The sequence below is a fragment of the Pseudomonas sp. PDM27 genome, from assembly GCF_019219205.1.
In the GTDB taxonomy this organism is placed as follows: domain Bacteria; phylum Pseudomonadota; class Gammaproteobacteria; order Pseudomonadales; family Pseudomonadaceae; genus Aquipseudomonas; species Aquipseudomonas laurylsulfatiphila.
Genome location: NZ_JAHUWF010000003.1, coordinates 102,203 through 121,923, shown reverse-complemented (window position 1 = coordinate 121,923; position 19,721 = coordinate 102,203). Strand labels below are relative to the sequence as shown.

19 protein-coding genes are annotated in these 19,721 nt (G+C 60.4%); 7 read left to right on the top strand and 12 right to left on the bottom strand.

The annotated features are described in order from the left end of the window. Positions 1–67: 67 nt before the first annotated feature. Genes KW838_RS08385 through KW838_RS08375 form a run of 3 tightly spaced genes read right to left on the bottom strand, consistent with a single transcriptional unit; the run spans position 68 to position 2,013 of the window. Complete coding sequence (locus KW838_RS08385; protein WP_218500877.1) at positions 68–742, bottom strand: anti-sigma factor domain-containing protein; 675 nt, start codon at positions 740–742, stop codon at positions 68–70. Further along, complete coding sequence (locus KW838_RS08380; RefSeq protein ID WP_102700741.1) at positions 739–1,365, bottom strand: RNA polymerase sigma factor; 627 nt, start codon at positions 1,363–1,365, stop codon at positions 739–741. The genes KW838_RS08385 and KW838_RS08380 overlap by 4 nt, the downstream gene beginning before the upstream one ends. Positions 1,366–1,419: 54 nt before the next feature. Next, positions 1,420–2,013 (bottom strand): fasciclin domain-containing protein, encoded by a 594-nt coding sequence (locus KW838_RS08375; protein ID WP_218500876.1) that lies wholly within the window; start codon positions 2,011–2,013, stop codon positions 1,420–1,422. Positions 2,014–2,306: 293 nt separating this feature from the next. On the opposite strand from KW838_RS08375, the gene KW838_RS08370 reads away from it, so the two are divergent. Next, positions 2,307–2,873: a DUF2780 domain-containing protein gene (locus KW838_RS08370; RefSeq protein WP_218500875.1), complete on the top strand. Its 567-nt coding sequence runs from the start codon at positions 2,307–2,309 to the stop codon at positions 2,871–2,873. Position 2,874: 1 nt separating this feature from the next. On the opposite strand, the gene KW838_RS08365 is transcribed toward KW838_RS08370, so the two are convergent. Further along, complete coding sequence (locus KW838_RS08365) at positions 2,875–3,762, bottom strand: acyltransferase (protein WP_218500874.1); 888 nt, start codon at positions 3,760–3,762, stop codon at positions 2,875–2,877. Between the two features lie 274 nt (positions 3,763–4,036). Between KW838_RS08365 and KW838_RS08360 the strand changes: the two genes are divergently transcribed. The 4 genes from KW838_RS08360 to creD all read left to right on the top strand — a co-directional run bounded on the left by KW838_RS08360 (position 4,037) and on the right by creD (position 8,276). Beyond that, positions 4,037–4,543, top strand: a complete 507-nt coding sequence (locus KW838_RS08360; RefSeq protein WP_218500873.1) for an ATP-dependent zinc protease — start codon at positions 4,037–4,039, stop codon at positions 4,541–4,543. 59 nt (positions 4,544–4,602) lie between these two features. Continuing rightward, entirely contained in the window at positions 4,603–5,283 is a 681-nt protein-coding gene (gene creB / locus KW838_RS08355) for a two-component system response regulator CreB (protein ID WP_218500872.1), read from the top strand. Continuing rightward, positions 5,283–6,701: a two-component system sensor histidine kinase CreC gene (gene creC, locus KW838_RS08350; protein ID WP_218500871.1), complete on the top strand. Its 1,419-nt coding sequence runs from the start codon at positions 5,283–5,285 to the stop codon at positions 6,699–6,701. The genes creB and creC overlap by 1 nt, the downstream gene beginning before the upstream one ends. A gap of 204 nt (positions 6,702–6,905) precedes the next feature. Then, a complete protein-coding gene (gene creD / locus KW838_RS08345) occupies positions 6,906–8,276 on the top strand; it encodes a cell envelope integrity protein CreD (RefSeq protein ID WP_218500870.1) in 1,371 nt (456 codons plus the stop codon). A 210-nt stretch (positions 8,277–8,486) separates the two neighbouring features. On the opposite strand, the gene KW838_RS08340 is transcribed toward creD, so the two are convergent. The 8 genes from KW838_RS08340 to KW838_RS08305 all read right to left on the bottom strand — a co-directional run bounded on the left by KW838_RS08340 (position 8,487) and on the right by KW838_RS08305 (position 17,709). Next, positions 8,487–9,116: a glutathione S-transferase gene (locus tag KW838_RS08340; RefSeq protein ID WP_102700724.1), complete on the bottom strand. Its 630-nt coding sequence runs from the start codon at positions 9,114–9,116 to the stop codon at positions 8,487–8,489. A gap of 176 nt (positions 9,117–9,292) precedes the next feature. Further along, positions 9,293–9,472 carry a hypothetical protein gene (locus KW838_RS08335; protein ID WP_056726593.1) on the bottom strand — a complete coding sequence of 60 codons (180 nt, stop codon included), beginning with the start codon at positions 9,470–9,472 and terminating at the stop codon, positions 9,293–9,295. Next, the gene (locus KW838_RS08330; RefSeq protein ID WP_102700742.1) at positions 9,469–10,599 is read right to left on the bottom strand and encodes a PepSY domain-containing protein; all 1,131 of its coding nucleotides are present in this window, start codon (positions 10,597–10,599) and stop codon (positions 9,469–9,471) included. Before KW838_RS08330 ends, KW838_RS08335 begins: the two co-directional genes overlap by 4 nt. Positions 10,600–10,671: 72 nt before the next feature. Beyond that, entirely contained in the window at positions 10,672–13,107 is a 2,436-nt protein-coding gene (locus tag KW838_RS08325; RefSeq protein ID WP_218500869.1) for a TonB-dependent siderophore receptor, read from the bottom strand. Positions 13,108–13,378: 271 nt separating this feature from the next. Further along, on the bottom strand, positions 13,379–14,353 hold the full coding sequence (locus KW838_RS08320) for a FecR domain-containing protein (RefSeq protein ID WP_102700727.1): 975 nt from the start codon (positions 14,351–14,353) through the stop codon (positions 13,379–13,381). After that, positions 14,350–14,868 (bottom strand): RNA polymerase sigma factor, encoded by a 519-nt coding sequence (locus KW838_RS08315; protein WP_102700728.1) that lies wholly within the window; start codon positions 14,866–14,868, stop codon positions 14,350–14,352. Before KW838_RS08315 ends, KW838_RS08320 begins: the two co-directional genes overlap by 4 nt. Positions 14,869–15,064: 196 nt before the next feature. Beyond that, complete coding sequence (locus tag KW838_RS08310; RefSeq protein WP_218500868.1) at positions 15,065–15,772, bottom strand: PolC-type DNA polymerase III; 708 nt, start codon at positions 15,770–15,772, stop codon at positions 15,065–15,067. Continuing rightward, a complete protein-coding gene (locus KW838_RS08305) occupies positions 15,769–17,709 on the bottom strand; it encodes a putative nucleotidyltransferase substrate binding domain-containing protein (RefSeq protein ID WP_218500867.1) in 1,941 nt (646 codons plus the stop codon). The genes KW838_RS08310 and KW838_RS08305 overlap by 4 nt, the downstream gene beginning before the upstream one ends. Before the next feature lie 254 nt (positions 17,710–17,963). On the opposite strand from KW838_RS08305, the gene KW838_RS08300 reads away from it, so the two are divergent. Together KW838_RS08300 and KW838_RS08295 are read left to right on the top strand one after the other, a co-directional pair. After that, positions 17,964–18,422: a response regulator gene (locus KW838_RS08300; protein ID WP_102700732.1), complete on the top strand. Its 459-nt coding sequence runs from the start codon at positions 17,964–17,966 to the stop codon at positions 18,420–18,422. A gap of 361 nt (positions 18,423–18,783) precedes the next feature. Beyond that, on the top strand, positions 18,784–19,695 hold the full coding sequence (locus KW838_RS08295) for an EamA family transporter (RefSeq protein ID WP_102700733.1): 912 nt from the start codon (positions 18,784–18,786) through the stop codon (positions 19,693–19,695). Positions 19,696–19,721 lie beyond the last annotated feature (26 nt).

The window sequence follows — 19,721 nt, the reverse complement described above, 5'->3', positions numbered from 1 at the left end:
GGGGCAAAAGATCGCAGCCTGCGGCAGCTCCTACAGGGGAACGTATTGATCTTTTGATCTTCTGCTTTCACAGTGCCGCCAACGCCCCTTGGTACAGCACCGGCCCTGTCGGTTGCCCGGTCGGCGAGCCGCCCTTCGGTTCAAGGCTGACCGCCAGCGCAATCGGCTTGCCGATCAGCGCTATCTGCGTCTCGCTCAATTCGACTTTGCCTTTGCCGTTCGGCGGAACCACGCCGAGGGAAATCGGCTTGCCGTCCGCCGGTATCGCCCACAGTTCCAGGCTGCGATCCGGCCCGATGGCGGCCAACGCCAGTGGCTCGACTTGCAGGTAATCCTCGTGGACCAGAACGCGCAACGCCGGTTGCGCGTCGGCGCTCACCAGCGTGGCGCTGTAGCGGGCGTCGTCGGGGAGGTAGAGCACACCGAGCGTCACTGCGACCAGCAGCGAGAAAGCCGCCGCCGTCACTCGCAGCCAATTCCAGAACGGACGCTTCTCTGGCACGTGCAGCACTTGTGGTTCGATCCGCGCGGTAATGCCTTGCCAGACGCGGTCCGGCACCGGCTGCTCCGGCAGGGCATCGGTCAGGCTGACCAGGCTTTCCTGCCACTGTGCCAGTTCTGCGCGCAAGGCCGCATCTTCCAGCAACAGCTGTTCGAAACGCCGGCGCGCGGTGGCAGGCATCAGGCCGATGGCATAGTCGGCGGCGAGGGCGCGGCGCAGGGTCGGGGTTCGATAGTTCATGATTCAAGGCACCTGCGCAGGCGTTCCATGCCGCGGCGGATCCAGGACTTCACCGAGCCCAGCGGCGCGGCCAGGTGTTCGGCCAGTTCGGAACACGACAGTCCCTGGAAATAGGCGACGGTAATCGACTGGCGCTGCATGCCTTCGAGGCTGTCCAGGCAACGGTTCAAGGCGCTGGCTTCGCGGGCACTGTCCAGTTGCTCGTGGGCCGATGGGCTTTCATCCACGAGTCTCTGTTCTTCGAGATCGCTCAATGGCCGATCGCGGTGTTTGCGCAACTGGTCGATGGCCTGGTGACGGGTGATGTTGATCATCCAGGTCAACGGCGCCGACAGGTGCGCTTCGTAGCGTGATGCATTGTTCCAGATGCGCACGAAACTCTCTTGCAGCACCTCTTCGGCCAAGTCCGGACGACCCATGAAGCGCAGCGCTACCCCGTGCAGGCGCGGGCCGACGCTGCGGTATAGCGTCTCGAAGGCGCGGCGGTCACCCAGTGAACACTGGGCCAGCAATTGCCTGAGCTGATCGGCGTCGGCGATGGGAATGGCGGTTCTCCCGGAAAGCGGGTCAGGGGGCCGGTTGCAGGCAGAGGTTAGTTCACGGCGTGCAGTTGTTCCATTCACGGCGAACACCTCGGGCGGACCGCCGCCCCCGATGTGCGAGGGCGGCGGCACGGCTCAGCTTTTCGGCATCAGCACTTTGTCGATGACCTGAATGACCCCATTGGACTGGTACACGTCGTAGGTGGTGATGTCAGCGACGTCGCCCTTTTCATCCTTGATGGTGATGTTGTGCGGACCGTTCATCATGACCCACAGTTTGCCGCCGGCCACCGTGGTCAGTTCGGCCTTGCCGCCGCCTGCCCTGATTTTCTCGGACAGGGTCATCATGTCGAGTTTCCCGGCGACCACGTGGTAGGTGAGGAGGTGGGTCAGCGTGGCCTTGTTGGCCGGCTTGAGCAGGGTGTCGACGGTGCCCGCGGGCAGGGCGGTGAAGGCCGAATTGACCGGGGCGAACACGGTGAACGGGCCTTTGCCCTTGAGGGTGTCAACCAGGCCGGCGGCTTTTACAGCGGCGACCAGGGTGGTGTGATCGGCGGAGTTCACTGCGTTATCGATGATGTCCTTGCTTGGCAGCATGGTCTGGCCGCCGACCGTGACGGTGCCGTGGCCCATGTCCGCCGCTTGCACGGTGTTCAGGACGAGTCCGCCACCAAGGGCCAGGGTCAGCAGGCTGGCAATCAATGGCGTTTTGATCGAAGTGCGTTTCATGGTGATGATCCTTGTGATGAGAATCGGCCAGGAGTGTCTGTCCGTGCTTGATATACGCAGGCGGGGTGGAATTGGATGCAGTGGATCGCTATTTGCCACGACACCGACCTTGTAGGAGCTGCCGGAGGCTGCGATATTTTGATCCTGGCGATATTGAATTTGCCGAAGATCAAGATCAAAAGATCGCAGCCTGCGGCAGCTCCTACAGGGCCGGGAACAATCCTTGAGGGCGTCAGTCCAATGCACAGTTTTTCGCCGCCCATTGCCGGGCGGTGTTCATCGAGGATGTCTGAATGAAGATTTCACGCGGTTTTGCACTGGCATCGCTCCTGACCCTGGCGGCCAGCCCGGCTTTTGCACAGTTCAACCTGAGTGATGCAGCCAATGTCATTGCCGGCATGAAAGGCGATGACGCGGCCGAGACCGCCGCACCGACGCCGCAGACCGCCGATTTGCTGAGCACCCTCAGTGAATTGGACATCACTCCAGAGCAAGCCATCGGCGGCGCCGGGGCCATGCTGGGCCTGGCGAAGAACCAGTTGAGTTCGACCGACTACGCGCAATTGGCCAAAAGCGTGCCGGGCATCGACATGCTCTCGGGCGGCGGTGAGTTGGGCGCGCTGGCCGGCCTGCTCGGCTCCAGCGGCAAGGCTGCAGGGCTGGATAACGCCCTGGGCAACGTCAAGGACACCAACGACCTGAACAACGCCTTCGGCGCCCTGGGCATGGACAGCGGCATGATCGGCCTGTTCACCCCGGTGCTCTTGCAGTACCTCGGTCAGCAGGGCGTCGGTGGTACGCTGCTGAGCAGCCTGGGCAATATCTGGGGCGCCGGCGCTGGCGCCAGCACCGGTAGCTGATTCAGTAGCGCTCGGCGCGCAAGGCGTCGATGCGCCGGTCCTTCTCGATCCAGAGCTGGTTGACCCAGTTCTGGATCTTCTCGCGAAACACCGGATCGTTTTCGTAATCACCCTGCCATAGCGTCGGGTCGAGCTCGCGGGTCTTGATGTCGATGATGACCCTTGGCACATTGCCACTGATCAGGTCCCAGAACCCCGGAATCTTCTGCTGCGGGTATACCACCGTCACATCGAGAACGGCGTCCAGCTGCTCGCCCATTGCCGCCAGCACGAATGCCACGCCGCCAGCCTTTGGCTTGAGCAGGTGAGTGAACGGCGACTGCTGTTGAGCACTTTTCGCTGCGGTGAAGCGCGTACCTTCCAGATAGTTGACCACCGTCACCGGTTGGCGCTTGAACAGCTCGCAGGCCTTTTTGGTGATCTCCAGATCCTTGCCCGCCAGCTCCGGGTGTTTGGCCAGGAACGCCTTGCTGTAGCGCTTCATGAACGGGTAGTCCAGCGCCCACCACGCCAGGCCCAGGAAGGGCACCCAGATCAGCTCTTTCTTGAGGAAGAATTTGAAGAACGGCGTGCGCCGGTTCAGCGTCTGGATCAGCGCCGGGATGTCGACCCAGGATTGATGGTTGCTGATCACCAGGTACGAGGTATCGCGGCGCAGATCTTCACCGCCACGGATGTCCCATCGGGTGGGGATGCAGACGCGGAAAATCAGCTTGTCGATTTCCGACCAGGTTTCGGCGATCCACATCACCACCCAGGAGGCGTAATCGCGAAAGCGCCCGGGCAGGACCAGTTTGAGCAAGGCAAACACCATCAAGGGTCCGATCAGGACCAGGGTGTTGAGCAACAGCAGCAGTGTGACGAAACAGCCGGTGAGCAGGCGGCGCATAAAGAACTCTTGCAAGCGTTTGGGCGCGCCATGATAAGCAGCTTCGGGCGACAGGCCAAATCGCTATGACGAATGCTTCACCTGGGTGGCGGTAGGCTGGATACCCTCGTCCCTGTAGGAGCTGCAGAAGGCTGCGATCTTTTGACTTTGTCTTGAAGATCAAAAGATCGCAGCCTTCGGCAGCTCCTACAGGGCATTGATCTTCAAATATCTGCGAACGAATTCAACGGCCACGGTCTAAAATTCCGCTGCCCATCCTTCAAGGAAGCCCTACGTGAAATTGCTCCTCGCACTGCTTTCCCTCCTGGCCCTGCCGGTCATGGCCGCCGAGCCGACCCTGTACGGGCGTTACGAATACATCGCCCTGCCGGAAATCGGCGGGCAGGTCCTCAAGGCGAAAATGGACACCGGCGCCCTGACCGCATCCCTGTCGGCCAAGGATATCGAAACCTTCAAGCGTGACGGCGAAGACTGGGTGCGTTTCCGCCTGGCCACCAAGGATGCGGGCAACCAGGTCTACGAACACAAGGTCGCGCGCATCAGCAAGATCAAGACCCGCTCCGAAGAGGACGAGGAGGACAACGAAGTCGTCGCGCCGACCAAGCGTCCGGTGGTCGATCTGGAGCTGTGCCTGGGGCACGTCAAGCGCACGGTCGAGGTCAACCTGACAGACCGCAGCAGCTTCAACTACCCGTTGCTGATCGGCGCCAAGGCGTTGCGCGAATTCGGTGCGGCGGTGAACCCGGCACGGCGGTTTACCGCGGACAAACCCGATTGCTGATTGACGGGGTGTGAGGCTTGGGGCACCGTTCGCCCACATCCCTGCCGGGCTCGGACGCCATGCCTCATATCCTGATTGTCGAAGACGAAACGGCCATTGCCGACACCCTGATTTTCGCCCTGCAAGGCGAGGGCTTCACCACCACGTGGCTGAGCCTCGGCGCGGCGGCGCTGGAGCATCAGCGTCAGACCCCGGCGGATCTGATCATTCTCGATATCGGCCTGCCGGACATCAGCGGCTTCGAAACCTGCAAGCAACTGCGGCGCTTCAGCGAAGTGCCGGTGATGTTCCTCAGTGCCCGGGATGGCGAGATCGATCGCGTCGTGGGCCTGGAGATCGGTGCCGACGACTACGTGGTCAAGCCGTTCAGCCCGCGGGAGGTGGCGGCGCGGGTCCGGGCAATTCTCAAACGCATGTCACCCCGAACGGTGAGCGAACCGTCGACGACGCTGTTTCGCATCGATAGCGACCGTGTGCAAATCAGTTATCGCGGTCAACTGCTGACCCTTACCCGCCATGAATTCCGCCTGTTGCAATGCCTGCTGGAACAGCCCGAGCGCGTCTTCAGTCGCGAACAGTTGCTCGATGCCCTGGGTGTGGCCGCCGACGCCGGTTACGAGCGCAGCATCGACAGCCACATCAAGAGCGTGCGTGCCAAGTTGCGACGGGTGAAGGCTGACGCCGAACCGATCCAGACCCACCGCGGCCTCGGCTACAGCTACAGCCCGGGACACAGCTGATGCCGCTGGGAATCCGGTTTTTCCTGGTCTACGCACTGTTCATCGGCCTGACGGGCTACTTTGTGCTCAACACGGTCATGCAAGAGATCCGCCCCGGCGTTCGCCAGTCCACCGAAGAAACCCTGGTCGATACCGCCAACCTGATGGCCGAGATCCTGCGCGACGACTTCAAGGCCGGCACCCTCAATCAGAACCGCTGGCCGCAACTGCTCAAGGCTTATGGTGAGCGCCAGCCGGCGGCGAAAATCTGGGGCTTGGCGAAGAATCAGGTCAACCACCGCATCTACGTCACCGACGCCAAGGGCATCGTCGTGCTGGATTCCAGCGGGGCGGCGGTGGGGCAGGATTACTCGCGCTGGAACGACGTCTACCTGACCCTGCGCGGCGAATACGGCGCTCGTTCCACCCGCGGTGACCCGAACGATCCGGGGTCTTCGGTGATGCATGTCGGCGCGCCGATTCGCGACAACGGTCAGATCATCGGTGTAGTGACCGTGGCCAAGCCCAACAGCTCGTTGCAGCCATATGTGGATCGCACGGAACGCCGGTTGCTGGCGTATGGCGCCGGGCTGATCGGTCTCGGTTTGCTGTTCGGCGCGTTGTTGTCCTGGTGGCTGAGCCGCGCCCTGCGCAGATTGACCGCGTACGCCCAAGGCGTCAGTGCAGGCCGGCGGGTTGAAGTGCCGCATTATCGCGGGGGTGAGCTGGAACAATTGGCCACGGCGGTGGAGCAGATGCGCACGCAGCTTGAAGGCAAGGCCTACGTCGAGCGTTACGTGCACACACTGACCCACGAGTTGAAGAGTCCGCTGGCAGCCATTCGTGGCGCGGCGGAACTGTTGCAGGGCGATATGCCGCCGGTCCAGCGGCAGCGTTTTGTCGGCAACATCGACAGCGAAAGTGCGCGCATGCAGCAGTTGATCGAGCGCTTGTTGAATCTGGCGCAAGTCGAGCAGCGTCAGGGGCTGGAAGAACGCGTCGACGTGCCGCTGGGTGCTTTGGTGAGTGAGTTGCTGAGTGCTCAGGCGGCGCGAATCGAAGGCAAGCAGTTATGTGTGGAGCAAACCATTGCAGCGGATCTGACCGTGACCGGTGAGCCATTCCTGTTGCGTCAGGCGCTGGGAAATCTGCTGGAGAACGCTCTGGATTTCACCCCGGCTTGTGGCTTGCTGCGATTCAGTGCCACAAAGATCGGTGAGCAAATCGAATTCAAGCTTTTTAACCAGGCCGAGGCGATTCCCAACTATGCGTTGCCGCGCTTGAGCGAGCGCTTCTACTCACTGCCGCGTCCGGACAGTGGGCGAAAAAGCACAGGGTTGGGGCTTAACTTCGTTGAAGAGGTGGTCAAGTTGCATGGTGGGGCGATGAGTGTCGGTAATGTCGACTGTGGTGTAGAGGTCACGTTGCGCCTGCCTTAGGACCGAGTCGCGGCCATCGCGAGCAAGCTCGCTCCCACATGGGATCTCCCGCGAACACAAAATATATGCGAACCGAAGATCAAATGTGGGAGCGAGCTTGCTCGCGATGGGGTCGGTCAAGTCTCCACATAATCCCCACATTTCTCCCATAAAACCCCCACACAGCCACGCCAGACTTTTCCCATCCAAAACAGGGAGAGTCCCATGAACCGTAGCCTGACCCTAAAACTCGGGGCGATTGCCCTGCTGATTCTGTTGTTGTTGATCCCGCTGCTGATGATCAACGGTGTGATCCGCGACCGTCAGCAACTGCGCGACGGCGTGCTCGACGACATCGCCCGCAGTTTCAGTTTCAGCCAGCAGGTGAGCGGTCCGTTGCTGGTGGTGCCCTATCGCAAAGTGGTGCGCACCTGGAAGACCCGTGAAAAAACCAACGAGCGTTATCAAGACATCAGCGAAGAGCGCGGTCGTCTGTACTTCCTGCCGGAACGCTTCGAGCTCGACGGCCAGGTGCAGACCGAGTTGCGTTCCCGGGGGATTTACCAGGCGCGGCTGTTTCATGCCGACAATCGCATCAGTGGGCTTTTTTCGCTGCCGGCGCGGCTCGGAATCAAGGAAGACTTTGCCGATTACCGGTTCGACCAGCCGTTTCTCGCCGTTGGCATCAGCGACATCCGTGGTATCGAAAATGCCCTGAAACTCGAGCTCGACGGCCAGAGTCTGGACTTCATTCCCGGTAGCCAGGTCGGCTGGCTGGGTGAGGGCGTGCACGTGACACTGCCGGCGCTGAACACCGAACAGGCCGCGGAGCTGGCTTTCGGTTTTAACCTGCGCCTGCAAGGCACGGGCGTGTTGCAGGTATTGCCGGTGGGTAAAACCAGCACCGTCTCGCTGAGCGCCGACTGGCCACACCCAAGCTTCATCGGCAACTATCTGCCGGCCCAGCGTAACGTCACCGATCAGGGGTTCACCGCTAACTGGCAGGCGTCGTTTTTCTCCACCAATCTGCAGGAGGCCTTGAGCAGCTGCGTCACCGGCGGTGACTGCGCAGCCTTCAGCGGCCGCAGCTTCGGCGTGAGCTTTATCGACCCGGTGGACCAGTACCTGAAAAGCGACCGGGCGATCAAATACGCACTGTTGTTCATCGTCCTGACGTTCGCCGGCTTCTTCCTCTTCGAAGTGTTGAAAAGCCTGGCCGTGCACCCGGTGCAATACGCGCTGGTGGGGGTGGCCCTGGCGTTCTTTTACCTGCTGTTGCTGTCGCTGTCCGAGCACGTGGGTTTTGGGCTGGCCTATCTGTTGTCGGCGGCGGGCTGCGTGTCGTTGATCGGTTTTTATGTGTGCCATGTGCTGCGCAGCGTCGTGAACGGGTTGAGTTTCTCCGCGGGACTGGCGGCGTTGTACGGCCTGCTTTACGGCGTGTTGAGCGCCGAGGATTACGCGCTGTTGATGGGCTCGTTGCTGCTGTTCGGCTTGTTGGGCGTGTTCATGGTGCTGACCCGCAAGCTGGACTGGTACGGGATCGGGCAGAAAACGGCCAAGCCGTTGGACTTCGATATTGGAGCGGTGCAATGAACCGGTCGGTGGGGTTGCGCGAGGATCAGCGCTGGAGCGAGGTGTTGGTGACGCGGATTTTGCAGTGGTTGCCTGATGAACCGCGTTGGTATTTTCGCGAGCAGGCTCGCTCCCACAAGGGTTCTCCAGTGAATACAACATTTGTACGCACCGACGACCTACTGTGGGAGCGAGCCTGCTCGCGAAGCGGCCAGTACAGCCGGCGAAGTCCTAAGCCTTCGGCATCGTCGCAATCATCGAAGGCCGCTGACTCACCTCGAAGTACCACGCCGCCAGTTGCGGATTCGCCGTGCGCCAATCCAGATCCGGATGGCGCAGGTCCAGGTAACCCAGTGCACAGGCCACGCTGATCGCGGCCACATCGAAGTGGCTGGTCAGCTCGGCAATCGCGTCCTTTTCCAGCAGGGCCAGGGCGCGGCGGATCTTGTCGCGCTGGCCGTCGAGCCATTCGTCCCAGTGTTTCTCCGGGGCACGCAGGGCGACTTCGTAGCGCACCAGCACGGCCGCGTCCATGATCCCGTCGGCAAGGGAGGCGAGGGTCAGGCGCCGCCAGCGGGCCGAGCCTTCGCGGGGGATCAGCGGGTTGCCGACGTGCTGCTGATCGAGGTAGTCGAGGATGACCCGGCTGTCATGGATGACATTGCCATCGGCCAGGCGCAGGGCCGGGATTTTGCTCAGGGGGTTGTCGTCGATCAGGACCGGGTCCGGGGTCACCGGGGTGAGGACGCTGGTCTGTAGCGCCACGCGGTCCTGTTGACCGGTTTCGTGCAGCAGCACCATGACTTTGCGAACAAAGGGAGAGAGCGGGTTGTGGTACAGGGTCATGCTCGGGGCGGACATGGCAGCGTCTCGATCGGTGGCAGAGTCGGGCAGCATAGCGTGTTGGGGCGATTGCTCAAGATGGCCCCCACTGTAGGAGCGAGCTTGCTCGCGATGGACTTGAGAGCGCCGCTGGGTGTCAGGTTTCCCGCGTTATCGTTGACGTCCATCGCGAGCAAGCTCGCTCCTACAGGGGGTCAGCGGCGTTGCAGGAGGCCGCGCAGGGCCAGCACAGCCGGGATGCCCAGCCCCACCCAGCTCAGTGAATCCCACACACCATCGCCGAGCAACGCGGCAAACAGCCCTGCCGCGCTGAGCACCGCGATGACGGTGGGAATGGCAAAGACCTTCCAGAAATTCGACTGCCGGGGCTTCATGCCACGTTCTCCGCTTTTTCCAGCACAGGCCTGGCAGCCTTGCGCCGCACCACCCACAGGTAGACTCCGCTGCCGAGCACAATGATGGTCAGCACATCCAGGGTCGCCCAGAGGATTTGCATCGGCATGCCGCCGTAGTCGCCGAAGTGCAGCGGCTGCGACATGCCCATGGCATCCATGTACCAGGGCCGCTCGGCCACGGCGGTGACTTGCAGGGTGCTGGCGTCGATCAGCACCGGTGTCAGCAGGTGCGAGGTCAGGTGCGTGCTGCCTTTCATGAACACCGCGTAATGGTGCTCGCTGGAAAACCGCGTGCCGGGGAAGGCGATGAAGTCCGGTTGCATGCCCGGTGCGACGTCCTTGGCGATGTCGAGCAGACGGGTGGCCGGCGCCAGTTGCGTCAGCGGTGGCGCATCGCGGTACGGCGCGACCATCGCGCTCAGGCTGTCGTTGCGCCAGGCGGCAATGATCAGGTCGGCGCAGGCACTGATCACGCCGGTCACGCCGACCACCAGGGCCCAGGTCAAGGTCACGACGCCGATCAGGTTATGCAGGTCGAGCCAGCGCAGGCGGGTGGATTTGTCCTGGCGCACGGTGGCGAACTTCAGGCGGCGCATGAATGGCAGGTACAAGACGGTGCCGGAGACGATCGCCACCACGAACAGAATCCCCATGAACGCCAACAGCAGTTTGCCCGGTAAGCCGGCAAACATGTCCACGTGCAGGCGCAACATGACCATCATGAAACCACCGTTTGCCGACGGCATCTCCAGGGCCTCACCGGTACGGGCGTCGAGCATGAAGGTGTGGGACGAATTGGGTTCAGTGCCGGCGGTGGGGGCCATGATCGCAATCGCGGCATTGGGCTCGTCGTCCTCGAAGCCGAAATACTGCATGACTTCGCCAGGGCGATGCTTTTCAGCCGCCGCTACCAGTTGCTGCAAATCAAGCAGCGGGGTGTCTGCCGGCATCTGTTTCAGCTCGGCTGCATCACCGAGGAGGTGGTCGATCTCGTGATGGAAGATCAACGGCAGGCCGGTCAGTGCCAGCAGCAACAGGAACACCGTGCAAATCAGGCTGGTCCAGGTATGAACAGCGGACCAGCGGCGAATTGTTTTACTTTTCATTTCATAGCCTTCAGAAAAACCAAAGCCGTCCTTTGGGGACGGCTTGGTCATAGGGCGTGTCAGCTCAAACTGTTACCACTTGTACGTTGCACTGGCGACGACACTGCGCTGGTCGCCGTAGTAGCAGTAGAAGCTGTCGCAAGTCGAGATGTAGTCCTTGTCGAACAGGTTGGTTGCGTTAACGGCCAGCGAAGCGCCCTTGAGGCTGTTGTCCAGGCGGCCGAGGTCGTAGTGTACCGCGGCGTCGAACACCGTGTAGGCGTCGGCCTTGCCCAGCCAGGTGTTGGCCTCGTCGCCGTAAGTGTTGCCGGTGTAGCGCGCGCCGGCGCCGATGCCGAAACCGTCGAGCACCCCGTTGTGCCAGGTGTAGTCGCCCCATACCGATGCTTGCTGGTTAGGCATCAGTTGCAGGCGATTGCCCTTGAACGCGCCGTCTTGCACTTCGGATTTGGCCAAGGTGTAGGCGGCGGTGACCTTGAGGTTTTCGGTCACGTCGGAAACGGCTTCCAGCTCCAGGCCTTTGACTCTCACTTCACCGGTCTGGCTGGTGACCGTCACGTTGCCCACATTGTTGGTGACGGCAACGTTTTTCTGGGTCAGGTCATACACAGCGGCCGTCAGCAGTGTGTTGCTGCCCGGTGGCTGGTACTTGATACCCAGTTCCCACTGCTTGCCTTTGGTCGGCTTGAACGAATCGGTTGGCGAGGCGACGGCATTGCTGGCCGGCTGGAACGATTCGGCGTAGGACAAGTAAGGCACGAAGCCCGAGTCGAACACATAGCTGATCGCCGCGTTGCCGCTGAAGTTCTTGTCGCGCTGAGTGTTGGTGGCATCGCCCTTGTTGAAGAATTTGGTGCCGGTATGCACCCAGTCTTCACGACCGCCGAGGGTCAGGCGCCATTGGTCGAGGGCCATTTGATCCTGGACGTACAGACCCGTCTGGTAGGTCTTCTGGTCATAGTCATAAAACGCCGAGGAGCGTGGTGGACGGGTGATCGGCAAGCCATAGACCGGATCGTTGACGTTGATGGACGGTGCGGTGCCAAAGATCGAGGTGTAGTTGGTGTTGCTGCGCTGGTGGTCCAGGCCGATCAACAGCGTGTGATTGATGTCGCCGGTGGCGAAGTCGGCCTGGAGGTTGTTGTCCACGGCGAACTGGCTGATGTCTTCGTCGACATTGGTCGTGCCGCGCCCGGTGTTGCCTTCATCGTCTACGACAAATCCGATGGAGGGAAAGTAGCTGTTGACGGTCACCGTCTGGAACGACAAGTCCGACTTGGTGTAGCGCAGGTTCTGGCGGAACTGCCAGACATCGTTCAAGCGATGCTCGAAGGCATAACCCAGTGCGTAATAGGTGCGGTCGTAGAAATCGTAGTCCGGATCACCCAGGTTCTTGTGGTGCGAGATCTTGCCGAAGGGCATGTCGATCTTGGTGCCCTGAATCGGATAGAACTGGCTGGTAACGCCGGTATCGTCACGGGTGAACTGCGTCAGCAGGGTGAAGCGGGTGTCTTCGTCGATGTTCCAGGTCAGGCTTGGCGCAATGTTGTAGCGCTTGTCATCGATATGGTCGATCTGGGTGCCGCCGTCACGCACCACGCCGCTCACGCCATAGAGAAACCGGCCTTCGTCGTCGATCTTGCCGGTGCTGGCGAAGTTGATCTGGCGATGGTTGTCGCTGCCGTATTGCAGCTGGATTTCGCTGCTGGCTTCGGCGCTCGGGCGACGGCTGACCATGTCCAGCAGACCGCCTGGCGGGGTCTGGCCGTACACGGACGAGGCCGGGCCGCGCAGCAAGGCCAGGCGGTCGAGGTTCCAGGTTTCCTGTTTCGGGTTGGCGTATACGCCTTTTGGCAGGGGCAGGCCGTCGAGGAATTGAGTCGGCTCGAAACCACGCACACGCAGCCAGTCAGCGCGGGTGTCGCTGCCGTAGCTGCTGGCGGTGATGCCCGGCAGGTAGCGCACGGCGGCGTCAAGGGTATGCGCGTTGCGGTCGTCCATCTGCTCGCGAGTAACGACCGAAATCGAGCGCGGTACCTCGACCAGCGCGGTATCGGTCTTGGTGCCGGCGGCGGTGCGCTTGGCCACATAGCCTTGCACCGGGCCCCAGGCGCTTTCAGCGTCTTCCACACCAATCACGCTGGTTGCCGGCAGCGCCATCACGCCCTCGGGCACGGCCGCCAGGCTGTAGGTGCCGGCACTGCTTTGCTCAAGTTGCAGCCCGGTGCCACGCAGGGCCTCGCGCAGGGCGCCAGCGGCGTCGAACTGGCCGTTGACTGGCGCCGAGGTTTTGCCTGCCGCCAGGGATGGGTTCAACGACAAGGCCAGGCCGGCCTGGCTGGCGATCTGGTTCAGGGTGCTGGCCAGTGGTGCGGCTGGCAGGTTGTAGGCGCGAACGCTTGCCGCCTGCTCAGCGGCGACCAGTTGGCTGCTGGCCATAGGGGTGCAAAGGGCAACGGTGACCGCCAGCAAACTGGGGCGCAACAGGGTGTTCAGCGAACGGGACATACAGCGGCTCCTGAATGGAAACATTTCTCAATTGCCTGTGTGCCGAACGAGAATCAGAAAGTGATAGGGCTGGATGGAAATAATTTCGATTCAGCTATTCAATAAGTACTGAAGGGTTTCAGGCGTGCGCCTCTGTGGCGAGGGAGCTTGCTCCCGTTGGGTCGCGAAGCGGCCCCCGCGATTTATCAGGTAAACCGCATTTGCGGTTTGGCGACTGCTTCGCAGCCGAGCGGGAGCAAGCTCCCTCGCCACAAAGGGGCTGTGTGCGGGTTCAGGGCTTTGTTTCGGCCTTGGCTACTACCTTCACCCACCATTGCGTGTGCTGTTCGATCTGCACGGGCAGGGTCGGCAGCAGGGCATTGAGCGCCAGGTCGGTGTCACGCAGCGGGAAGCTGCCAGTGATGCGCAGGTCGGCCACTTCCGGCGCAACGCCGACGTAACCGGTTCGATAACGGCCGATTTCATGCACCAGATCTTCCAGCCGCGTGTTGTCCACCACCAGCATGCCGCGGGTCCAGGCATCCGCGCCGAAGTTGACGGCCAGAACCGGACCCAGGCCGTTATTGCGGAGCAACACCTGCTGGCCTTCGCGCAGAATCTGTTCATCCGGGCTGGACTCGGGGTGAACCGCCACCGCCGACTGCAACACACTCAGGCGTGTGCCTTCTTCTTCACGCTTGACCAGAAACCGCGTACCCAATGCACGCATGCTGCCTTCACGGGTTTCGACGATGAACGGCCGGGGATCGCCATGACCGGTTTCAACCAGGATTTCGCCTTCCTGAAGCACGATGCGCCGCTGCTTCTCATCGAAGCGCACATCCAGGGCACTGTGGGTGTTGAGATTGACCAGCGTGCCATCGGCCAGGCGCAGGGTGCGCTGCTCGCCAACGGCGGTGCGCTGGTCGGCCAGCCAGTAATCGATCGGCAGGTAACGTGGCCCGGCAAATAGCGCCAGGCCGATCACGGCTACCACGCTCGCCACGCCCTTACCGAGCTTGCGCACCCGTCGGCGGATGCCTTCGCGCGATTGCAGCAGGGCAGTGCGGGCCGGGCCATTGGCTGCGCTGAAGCGTTGGTCGAGCATGCCCAACTGGCGCCAGGCGCGGGCGTGCTCTTCGTGGGCGGCGTGCCACTTGGCGAATTCTTCGCGCTCTACCGGGTTGGCGCCATCCATGGACAACTGCCAGGCAATCGCTGCGTCCAGCACGTTGGCCGATACCGGTTTGGAACCGAGCGGGTTCATGTCGGCTCACCGTACAGCGCGATGTAGCATTGGCGAATGCCCTGGGCCAGGTACTGGCGCACCCGCGGCACCGATACCCCCAGGCGCTCGGCGATTTCTGCGTGGCCAAGACCGTCGAGACGGTTGTAGAGGAACGCCGCCCGGGCCTTGGTGGAAAGTTTGCCGAGCAAGCGGTCGATGTTTTTCAGGTCTTCGAGGATCATCTGCTGTTCTTCCGCCGACGGTTGTTCGGCTTCGGGAATCAGCATCAGCTCGGTGAGGTAAGCCTGCTCCAGCGCGGCGCGACGGAAATAATCGAACAACAGGCCCTTGGCGATGGCCACCAGGAATGCCCGCGGTTCGCGTGGTTCCTTCAGTTCCTCGCGGCCCAGCAAGCGCACGAACGTGTCCTGGCTCAGGTCTTCGGCCCGCTGTGGGCAGGCGACATTGCGTCGAAGCCAGGCCAATAGCCAACCGCGATGGTCGCGATATAACGCACCGACGAGCTCACTTTGAGGGCTTGGGACTGACGACACGCAGCATCACCGCTTGGGAAGTGTTAACTAACGAGAATTGTTCGCGATTGTGGCAGAGGCGCGGGAGGTCCGCAATCGGCGTTGGTCGGGAGACCGCGTCATCGTTCATCGCGGGCAAGCCCGCTCCCACAGGGGGGGGGCGGTACTCCTGTGGGAGCGGGCTTGCCCGCGATGAGGCCAGAGCAGGCGCCGAAGACTAGAAGGACGGTGCTTGTTGCCGACGCTTCCACTGACTCAATCGCTGTTGCAAATTCAGCGGGCTATGAATCTGCTGCTGCCGTGCGCGGCTGAACAGGATCAGCGCCAGTTCGGCCGTGGCCAGGGCGTCGGCGCTGGCGTGGTGACGTTCGAAGACTTCGAGCTTGAACCAGTCGATCCAGTCGTCCAGCCCGGCCTCGCGAAAGTGCGCCTGGGGGCATAGCAGCGGTGCAATGTCCGCCACGTCCAGAAACGGATGCTGCAACTTGAAACCCAGGTGATCTTTCAGCGCACGGCCGAGCATGTGCTGGTCAAACGGCGCGTGGAAGGCCAGTACCGGGCTGTCACCGAGGTATTCCATCAGGTCCACCAGCGCTTCTGCGGGATCGCTGCCCGCCGCAATGGCGCTGGGGCCAATGCCGTGGATCAGCACGCTGGGGCCGAGTTTTACTTGCGGATATTGCAAGGTGCGTTCGAACTGCTGGCGAAAGTCGATGGCCCCGTCCTCGATCGCTATCGCGCCAATCGATAACACATGGTCCTTGTTCAGGTTCAGCCCGGTGGTTTCCAGATCGAGCACCACCCAGCGCTGCTCACGCAGGCTGCATTCGCCCAAGGCGGCAGCGGTAGGCAAGCGTTCCAGGCGATGTTGCAGGTCGGCGGGCAGGGTGGGACTCGGCGGGCGCAGCCAGGAAAACAGGCTCATAACTGATACCGCAAGGTCAGGCTGCTCTGCAGGCGTTGGGCCTGACGCAGGGACTCACGCAGGATGCGCCGGTCCAGATGGTTGAGGCTGTCGGGATCGACCCGGTTCGAGTAGGGAAAATTCTCCCGGGTCTGTAATTGATGTTGCTGCATGCGGGTTTGCTGAATGAAGTGATAGGCCTCTTCGTACGCGGCGCCGTCCAGGGGTTCGATGACCTCTTTGGCGACCAATTGGCGAAAACGCTCCAGCGTGTTGTTGGCCTCGATGCCATGGGCCAGGGCCAGCAGTCGGGCGCCATCGACAAAGGGTGCCAAGCCCTGGATCTTCAGGTCCAGGGTGGCCTTCTCACCATTTTTGCGCGTCAGCACGAACTCGCGCAAACGCCCTACGGGCGGGCGATTGCGCAGCGCATTCTCGGCCATCATGCGCTGGAACAAACGGTTGTCGCCGACCTGATCGAGAATGCCCCGACGCAGCTGCTCGCAGCCTTGCTCGCTGCCCCAGACCACGCGCAGATCGAAATAGATGCTCGAGCCCAGCAGGTTCTCCGGGGTGGCCTCGCGGATGAACGCTGCAAAGCGCCGCGCCCATTCGGCCCGGGACAGGCACAGCTCGGGGTTGCCGGCCATGATATTGCCCTTGCACAAGGTGAAGCCGCACAGCGCCAGGCTCTGGTTGATCTGCTGGGCGATGGGCAACAACTTGCCGCGAATCTCGGCGGCATGGGCCGCATCCCTGGCTTCGAAGAGAATGCCGTTGTCCTGATCGGTGTGCAGGGTCTGCTCGCGACGGCCTTCACTGCCGAAGCACAGCCAACTGAATGGCACGCCGGGATCACCTTTTTCGGCGAGGGTCAGTTCGATTACCCGGCACACGGTGTGATCGTTGAGCAGGGTGATGATGTGGGTGATCTGCGTCGAAGACGCGCCATGGGCCAGCATGCGCTCGACCAGTTGGCCGATTTCGCCCCGCAGCGCCACCAGGTTTTCCACCTTCTGCGCGTTGCGGATGGTGCGCGCCAGGTGCACCAGGTCGACCCGTTGCAGGGAAAACAGGTCGCGCTCGGAAACCACGCCGCACAAGCGTTGGTCCTTGACCAGGCAGACATGAGCGATGTGACGCTCGGTCATGGCAATCGCCGCGTCGAATGCACTGTGATCCGGCGACAGGAAAAACGGCGCCCGGGTCATGTGCCCTTCGATGGCTTCGTTGAAATCACTGCTGCCGTTGGCCACGGTCTGACGCAGGTCGCGCAGGGTGAAAATCCCCAGTGGCGCTTTGAGTTCATCGACCACCACGATGCTGCCGACCTGTTGTTCGTGCATCAACGTCACGGCTTCGCGCAAGGGTGTCTGCGGTGCGCATGACACCGGGTGGCGCATGGCCAATTCGCCCAGTCGGGTATTGAGCGAATATTGGGTGCCGAGGGTTTCCACGGCTTTTTGCTGCACTTGCTGGTTGACCTGGTCCAGCAGGCTGCTGACGCAGCGCAGGGCGAAGTTGCGGAAGGTGTCCGATAGCGAAAACAGGCGGATGAACGCCGGCTTGTTCAGTTGCAGGCAAAAGGTGTCTTCACCGGCGAGGTGCTCGGTACGGGTCGCCCGTTCACCCAGCAACGCCGCGAGGGGAAAACATTCACCGGTGGTGATCTCGAAGACCGTTTCGGTGCCACCTTTTGCCGTATCCGGACGCTCGCCCACGACCCGGCCTTGTTTGACGATATAGAAGTGCTCGACCGGGCCGTCGGCGGGTTTGATGATGCTCTCGCCAGGGGCGTAGAAACGCAGCTGACATTGCTCGACCAGATACGCCAGGTGCGCGTGCTCCATCTGGTTGAAAGGCGGGAAGCGCTGAAGGAATTGCAACGTGCCCTGGATGTTCTGCAACACCGCGGTTTTCCCTGCCTGTGTGAAGGCGTCCGCTTTACTCATAACCATTACCGCAGTCTTTTTTTGAATTGTTGTAGTCGGATGACCTGGACATGGTCGACCCCTGTAGCCGGGGTGCCCATTGGACGTAAGTCTAGGTAGGCCGTTAGCGCCCTGAAATGTCGGAAAAATCCTACGCAAGTGTGCGAAAAACCTCTCGGCCCCCCTATTGGAAAATTATCTGTCGGAGTGCACATTGGTGGTCAGCTTAGCGATGTCTCATAACTGTGCTAGGGAATTGAATTGAACATGTAGAGAACGCCATGTCCGACCACGATATTTTGAGTGATGCCGAGCGCGAAGCGCTGAGTGCCGTCATGCTGGAACCTGACCTGCCACCGCAACGGGTGCTGATCGTCGATGACGATAAGGACGCCCGGGAGCTGCTGTCAGAGATCCTGGCGCTGGACGGTATTTCCTGCATAACAGCAGCCAGTGGCAAAGCGGCACTCAATATCCTGGTGGCTGAGGCAGAAATCAAAAAGCCCTCGATCGGACTACTTATCACCGACCTGCGGATGGGCCATGTAGATGGGCTGGAGCTGATCCGCCAGGTACGCGAATCGGTAAGGGCGGCGTTGCCGGTCATCATCGTCTCGGGCGATGCCGACGTAAAAGATGCGATCGCCGCGATGCATTTGAGTGTGGTGGACTTTCTGCTCAAGCCGATTGAAGCCAGTGATTTGCTGGTACTGGTAAAACACGAATTGGGCATTAAATAACGGATCTCCTGTAATTGTTAATTACAGGTTCGATTTGTTTTGGTGGGGTTAACTTGTAATTAAGTTTATCTGATTGGTCTGCGAAAAAGCTGCTCACAAATAGCTTGTTTCTTCTTTCGGTTATTCAGTTATCGTTCGGTTCTTGCAAACCAATGCAGGCATTTATTTGATGCTGTGCCTGGTTTAATAAAATCTGTCGTAGCACTATCCAGGTTGCCAGTTTGGCACTCCGCTTTTTAGTGGTTTGAGTACGCCGATGGTCGTCGTGTATTCAGTCTGCGGCTAGTTTCTGCAAATAAAATGCCGACAAAGGTCATTACTCTTCCTGGATTGTGTGGTTGTGTGTCGCAATGAGGACGATATGATAAAGAAAATTGAATTTCGCGATCTTGTACTTATTATCGGTGTGACAGTCATGTGGGGCAGTAATTATACTGTAATTGATATCAGTCTTGACGGTATCGATCCATTCATACTGACAGCGTTGCGCTTTACATTCTGTGCATTGCCATTGGTGTTCTTCATCCCGAAACCGAAGGGTGTCAGTACTTTTGTAACTATAGTCTACGGTTTGTTGTTTGGTATCGGAATGTGCTGGCTGATGAACTATGGCATGTTTCTTGGTGTCAGTGCCGGCGTGACCTCTTTGCTCTTGCAATTCAGTGCATTTTTCACGGTCATCTGGGGAGTATTGCTGTTTGGGGAGAAAATGACGGGAATACACGTGGCGGGTATTCTCATGGCGTTACTGGGGCTGATGTTTATTATTCATGTAACGGACGGTTATGCCGAAAGCTTTGGCCTTTTCCTGATACTCCTCGGTGCATTGTTCTGGAGTTTGTGCAATGTGCTGGTCAAGAAAAGCAAGGTGGTTGATATATTTTCCTTTGTCGTTTGGTCGAGTCTGTATGCAACACCGCCTCTCTATCTGATGACTTACTGGGTCAAGGGGGCAGCCCCCTTCCAAACGTTGCTAACGGACATAACTGCTCCGGTGCTGGTGTCTGTCCTGTTTCAGGCCTATGTGGCGACGGTATTCGGATATTGGGTGTGGAACCGAATGATTGAGAAGTATCCGGCGAGCCAGGTTGCACCGTTGTCAGTGATTGTTCCGATATCGGGTATTTTGACCTCATGGTATGTACTCGACGAACCCATTGGTGGCGAAAAACTGTTTGCTCTCATCATCACGGTCCTTGGAATTGCCTTGTTCATGAATGCATCGAGAATAGGCCGCCACATCGCTGCAAACGCGTTGCGTTTCAGGGGATAGTTCTGCATTTGCAGGAAGCAGAAACA

What these genes read in the sequence shown, in the direction of transcription:
- KW838_RS08385 (WP_218500877.1), bottom strand. Translation starts at nt 742, where the DNA reads ATGAACTATCGAACCCCGACCCTGCGCCGCGCCCTCGCCGCCGACTAT.
- KW838_RS08375 (WP_218500876.1), bottom strand. Translation starts at nt 2,013, where the DNA reads ATGAAACGCACTTCGATCAAAACGCCATTGATTGCCAGCCTGCTGACC.
- KW838_RS08370 (WP_218500875.1), top strand. Translation starts at nt 2,307, where the DNA reads ATGAAGATTTCACGCGGTTTTGCACTGGCATCGCTCCTGACCCTGGCG.
- KW838_RS08365 (WP_218500874.1), bottom strand. Translation starts at nt 3,762, where the DNA reads ATGCGCCGCCTGCTCACCGGCTGTTTCGTCACACTGCTGCTGTTGCTC.
- creB (WP_218500872.1), top strand. Translation starts at nt 4,603, where the DNA reads ATGCCTCATATCCTGATTGTCGAAGACGAAACGGCCATTGCCGACACC.
- creC (WP_218500871.1), top strand. Translation starts at nt 5,283, where the DNA reads ATGCCGCTGGGAATCCGGTTTTTCCTGGTCTACGCACTGTTCATCGGC.
- creD (WP_218500870.1), top strand. Translation starts at nt 6,906, where the DNA reads ATGAACCGTAGCCTGACCCTAAAACTCGGGGCGATTGCCCTGCTGATT.
- KW838_RS08340 (WP_102700724.1), bottom strand. Translation starts at nt 9,116, where the DNA reads ATGTCCGCCCCGAGCATGACCCTGTACCACAACCCGCTCTCTCCCTTT.
- KW838_RS08335 (WP_056726593.1), bottom strand. Translation starts at nt 9,472, where the DNA reads ATGAAGCCCCGGCAGTCGAATTTCTGGAAGGTCTTTGCCATTCCCACC.
- KW838_RS08330 (WP_102700742.1), bottom strand. Translation starts at nt 10,599, where the DNA reads ATGAAAAGTAAAACAATTCGCCGCTGGTCCGCTGTTCATACCTGGACC.
- KW838_RS08325 (WP_218500869.1), bottom strand. Translation starts at nt 13,107, where the DNA reads ATGTCCCGTTCGCTGAACACCCTGTTGCGCCCCAGTTTGCTGGCGGTC.
- KW838_RS08320 (WP_102700727.1), bottom strand. Translation starts at nt 14,353, where the DNA reads ATGAACCCGCTCGGTTCCAAACCGGTATCGGCCAACGTGCTGGACGCA.
- KW838_RS08310 (WP_218500868.1), bottom strand. Translation starts at nt 15,772, where the DNA reads ATGAGCCTGTTTTCCTGGCTGCGCCCGCCGAGTCCCACCCTGCCCGCC.
- KW838_RS08305 (WP_218500867.1), bottom strand. Translation starts at nt 17,709, where the DNA reads ATGGTTATGAGTAAAGCGGACGCCTTCACACAGGCAGGGAAAACCGCG.
- KW838_RS08300 (WP_102700732.1), top strand. Translation starts at nt 17,964, where the DNA reads ATGTCCGACCACGATATTTTGAGTGATGCCGAGCGCGAAGCGCTGAGT.
- KW838_RS08295 (WP_102700733.1), top strand. Translation starts at nt 18,784, where the DNA reads ATGATAAAGAAAATTGAATTTCGCGATCTTGTACTTATTATCGGTGTG.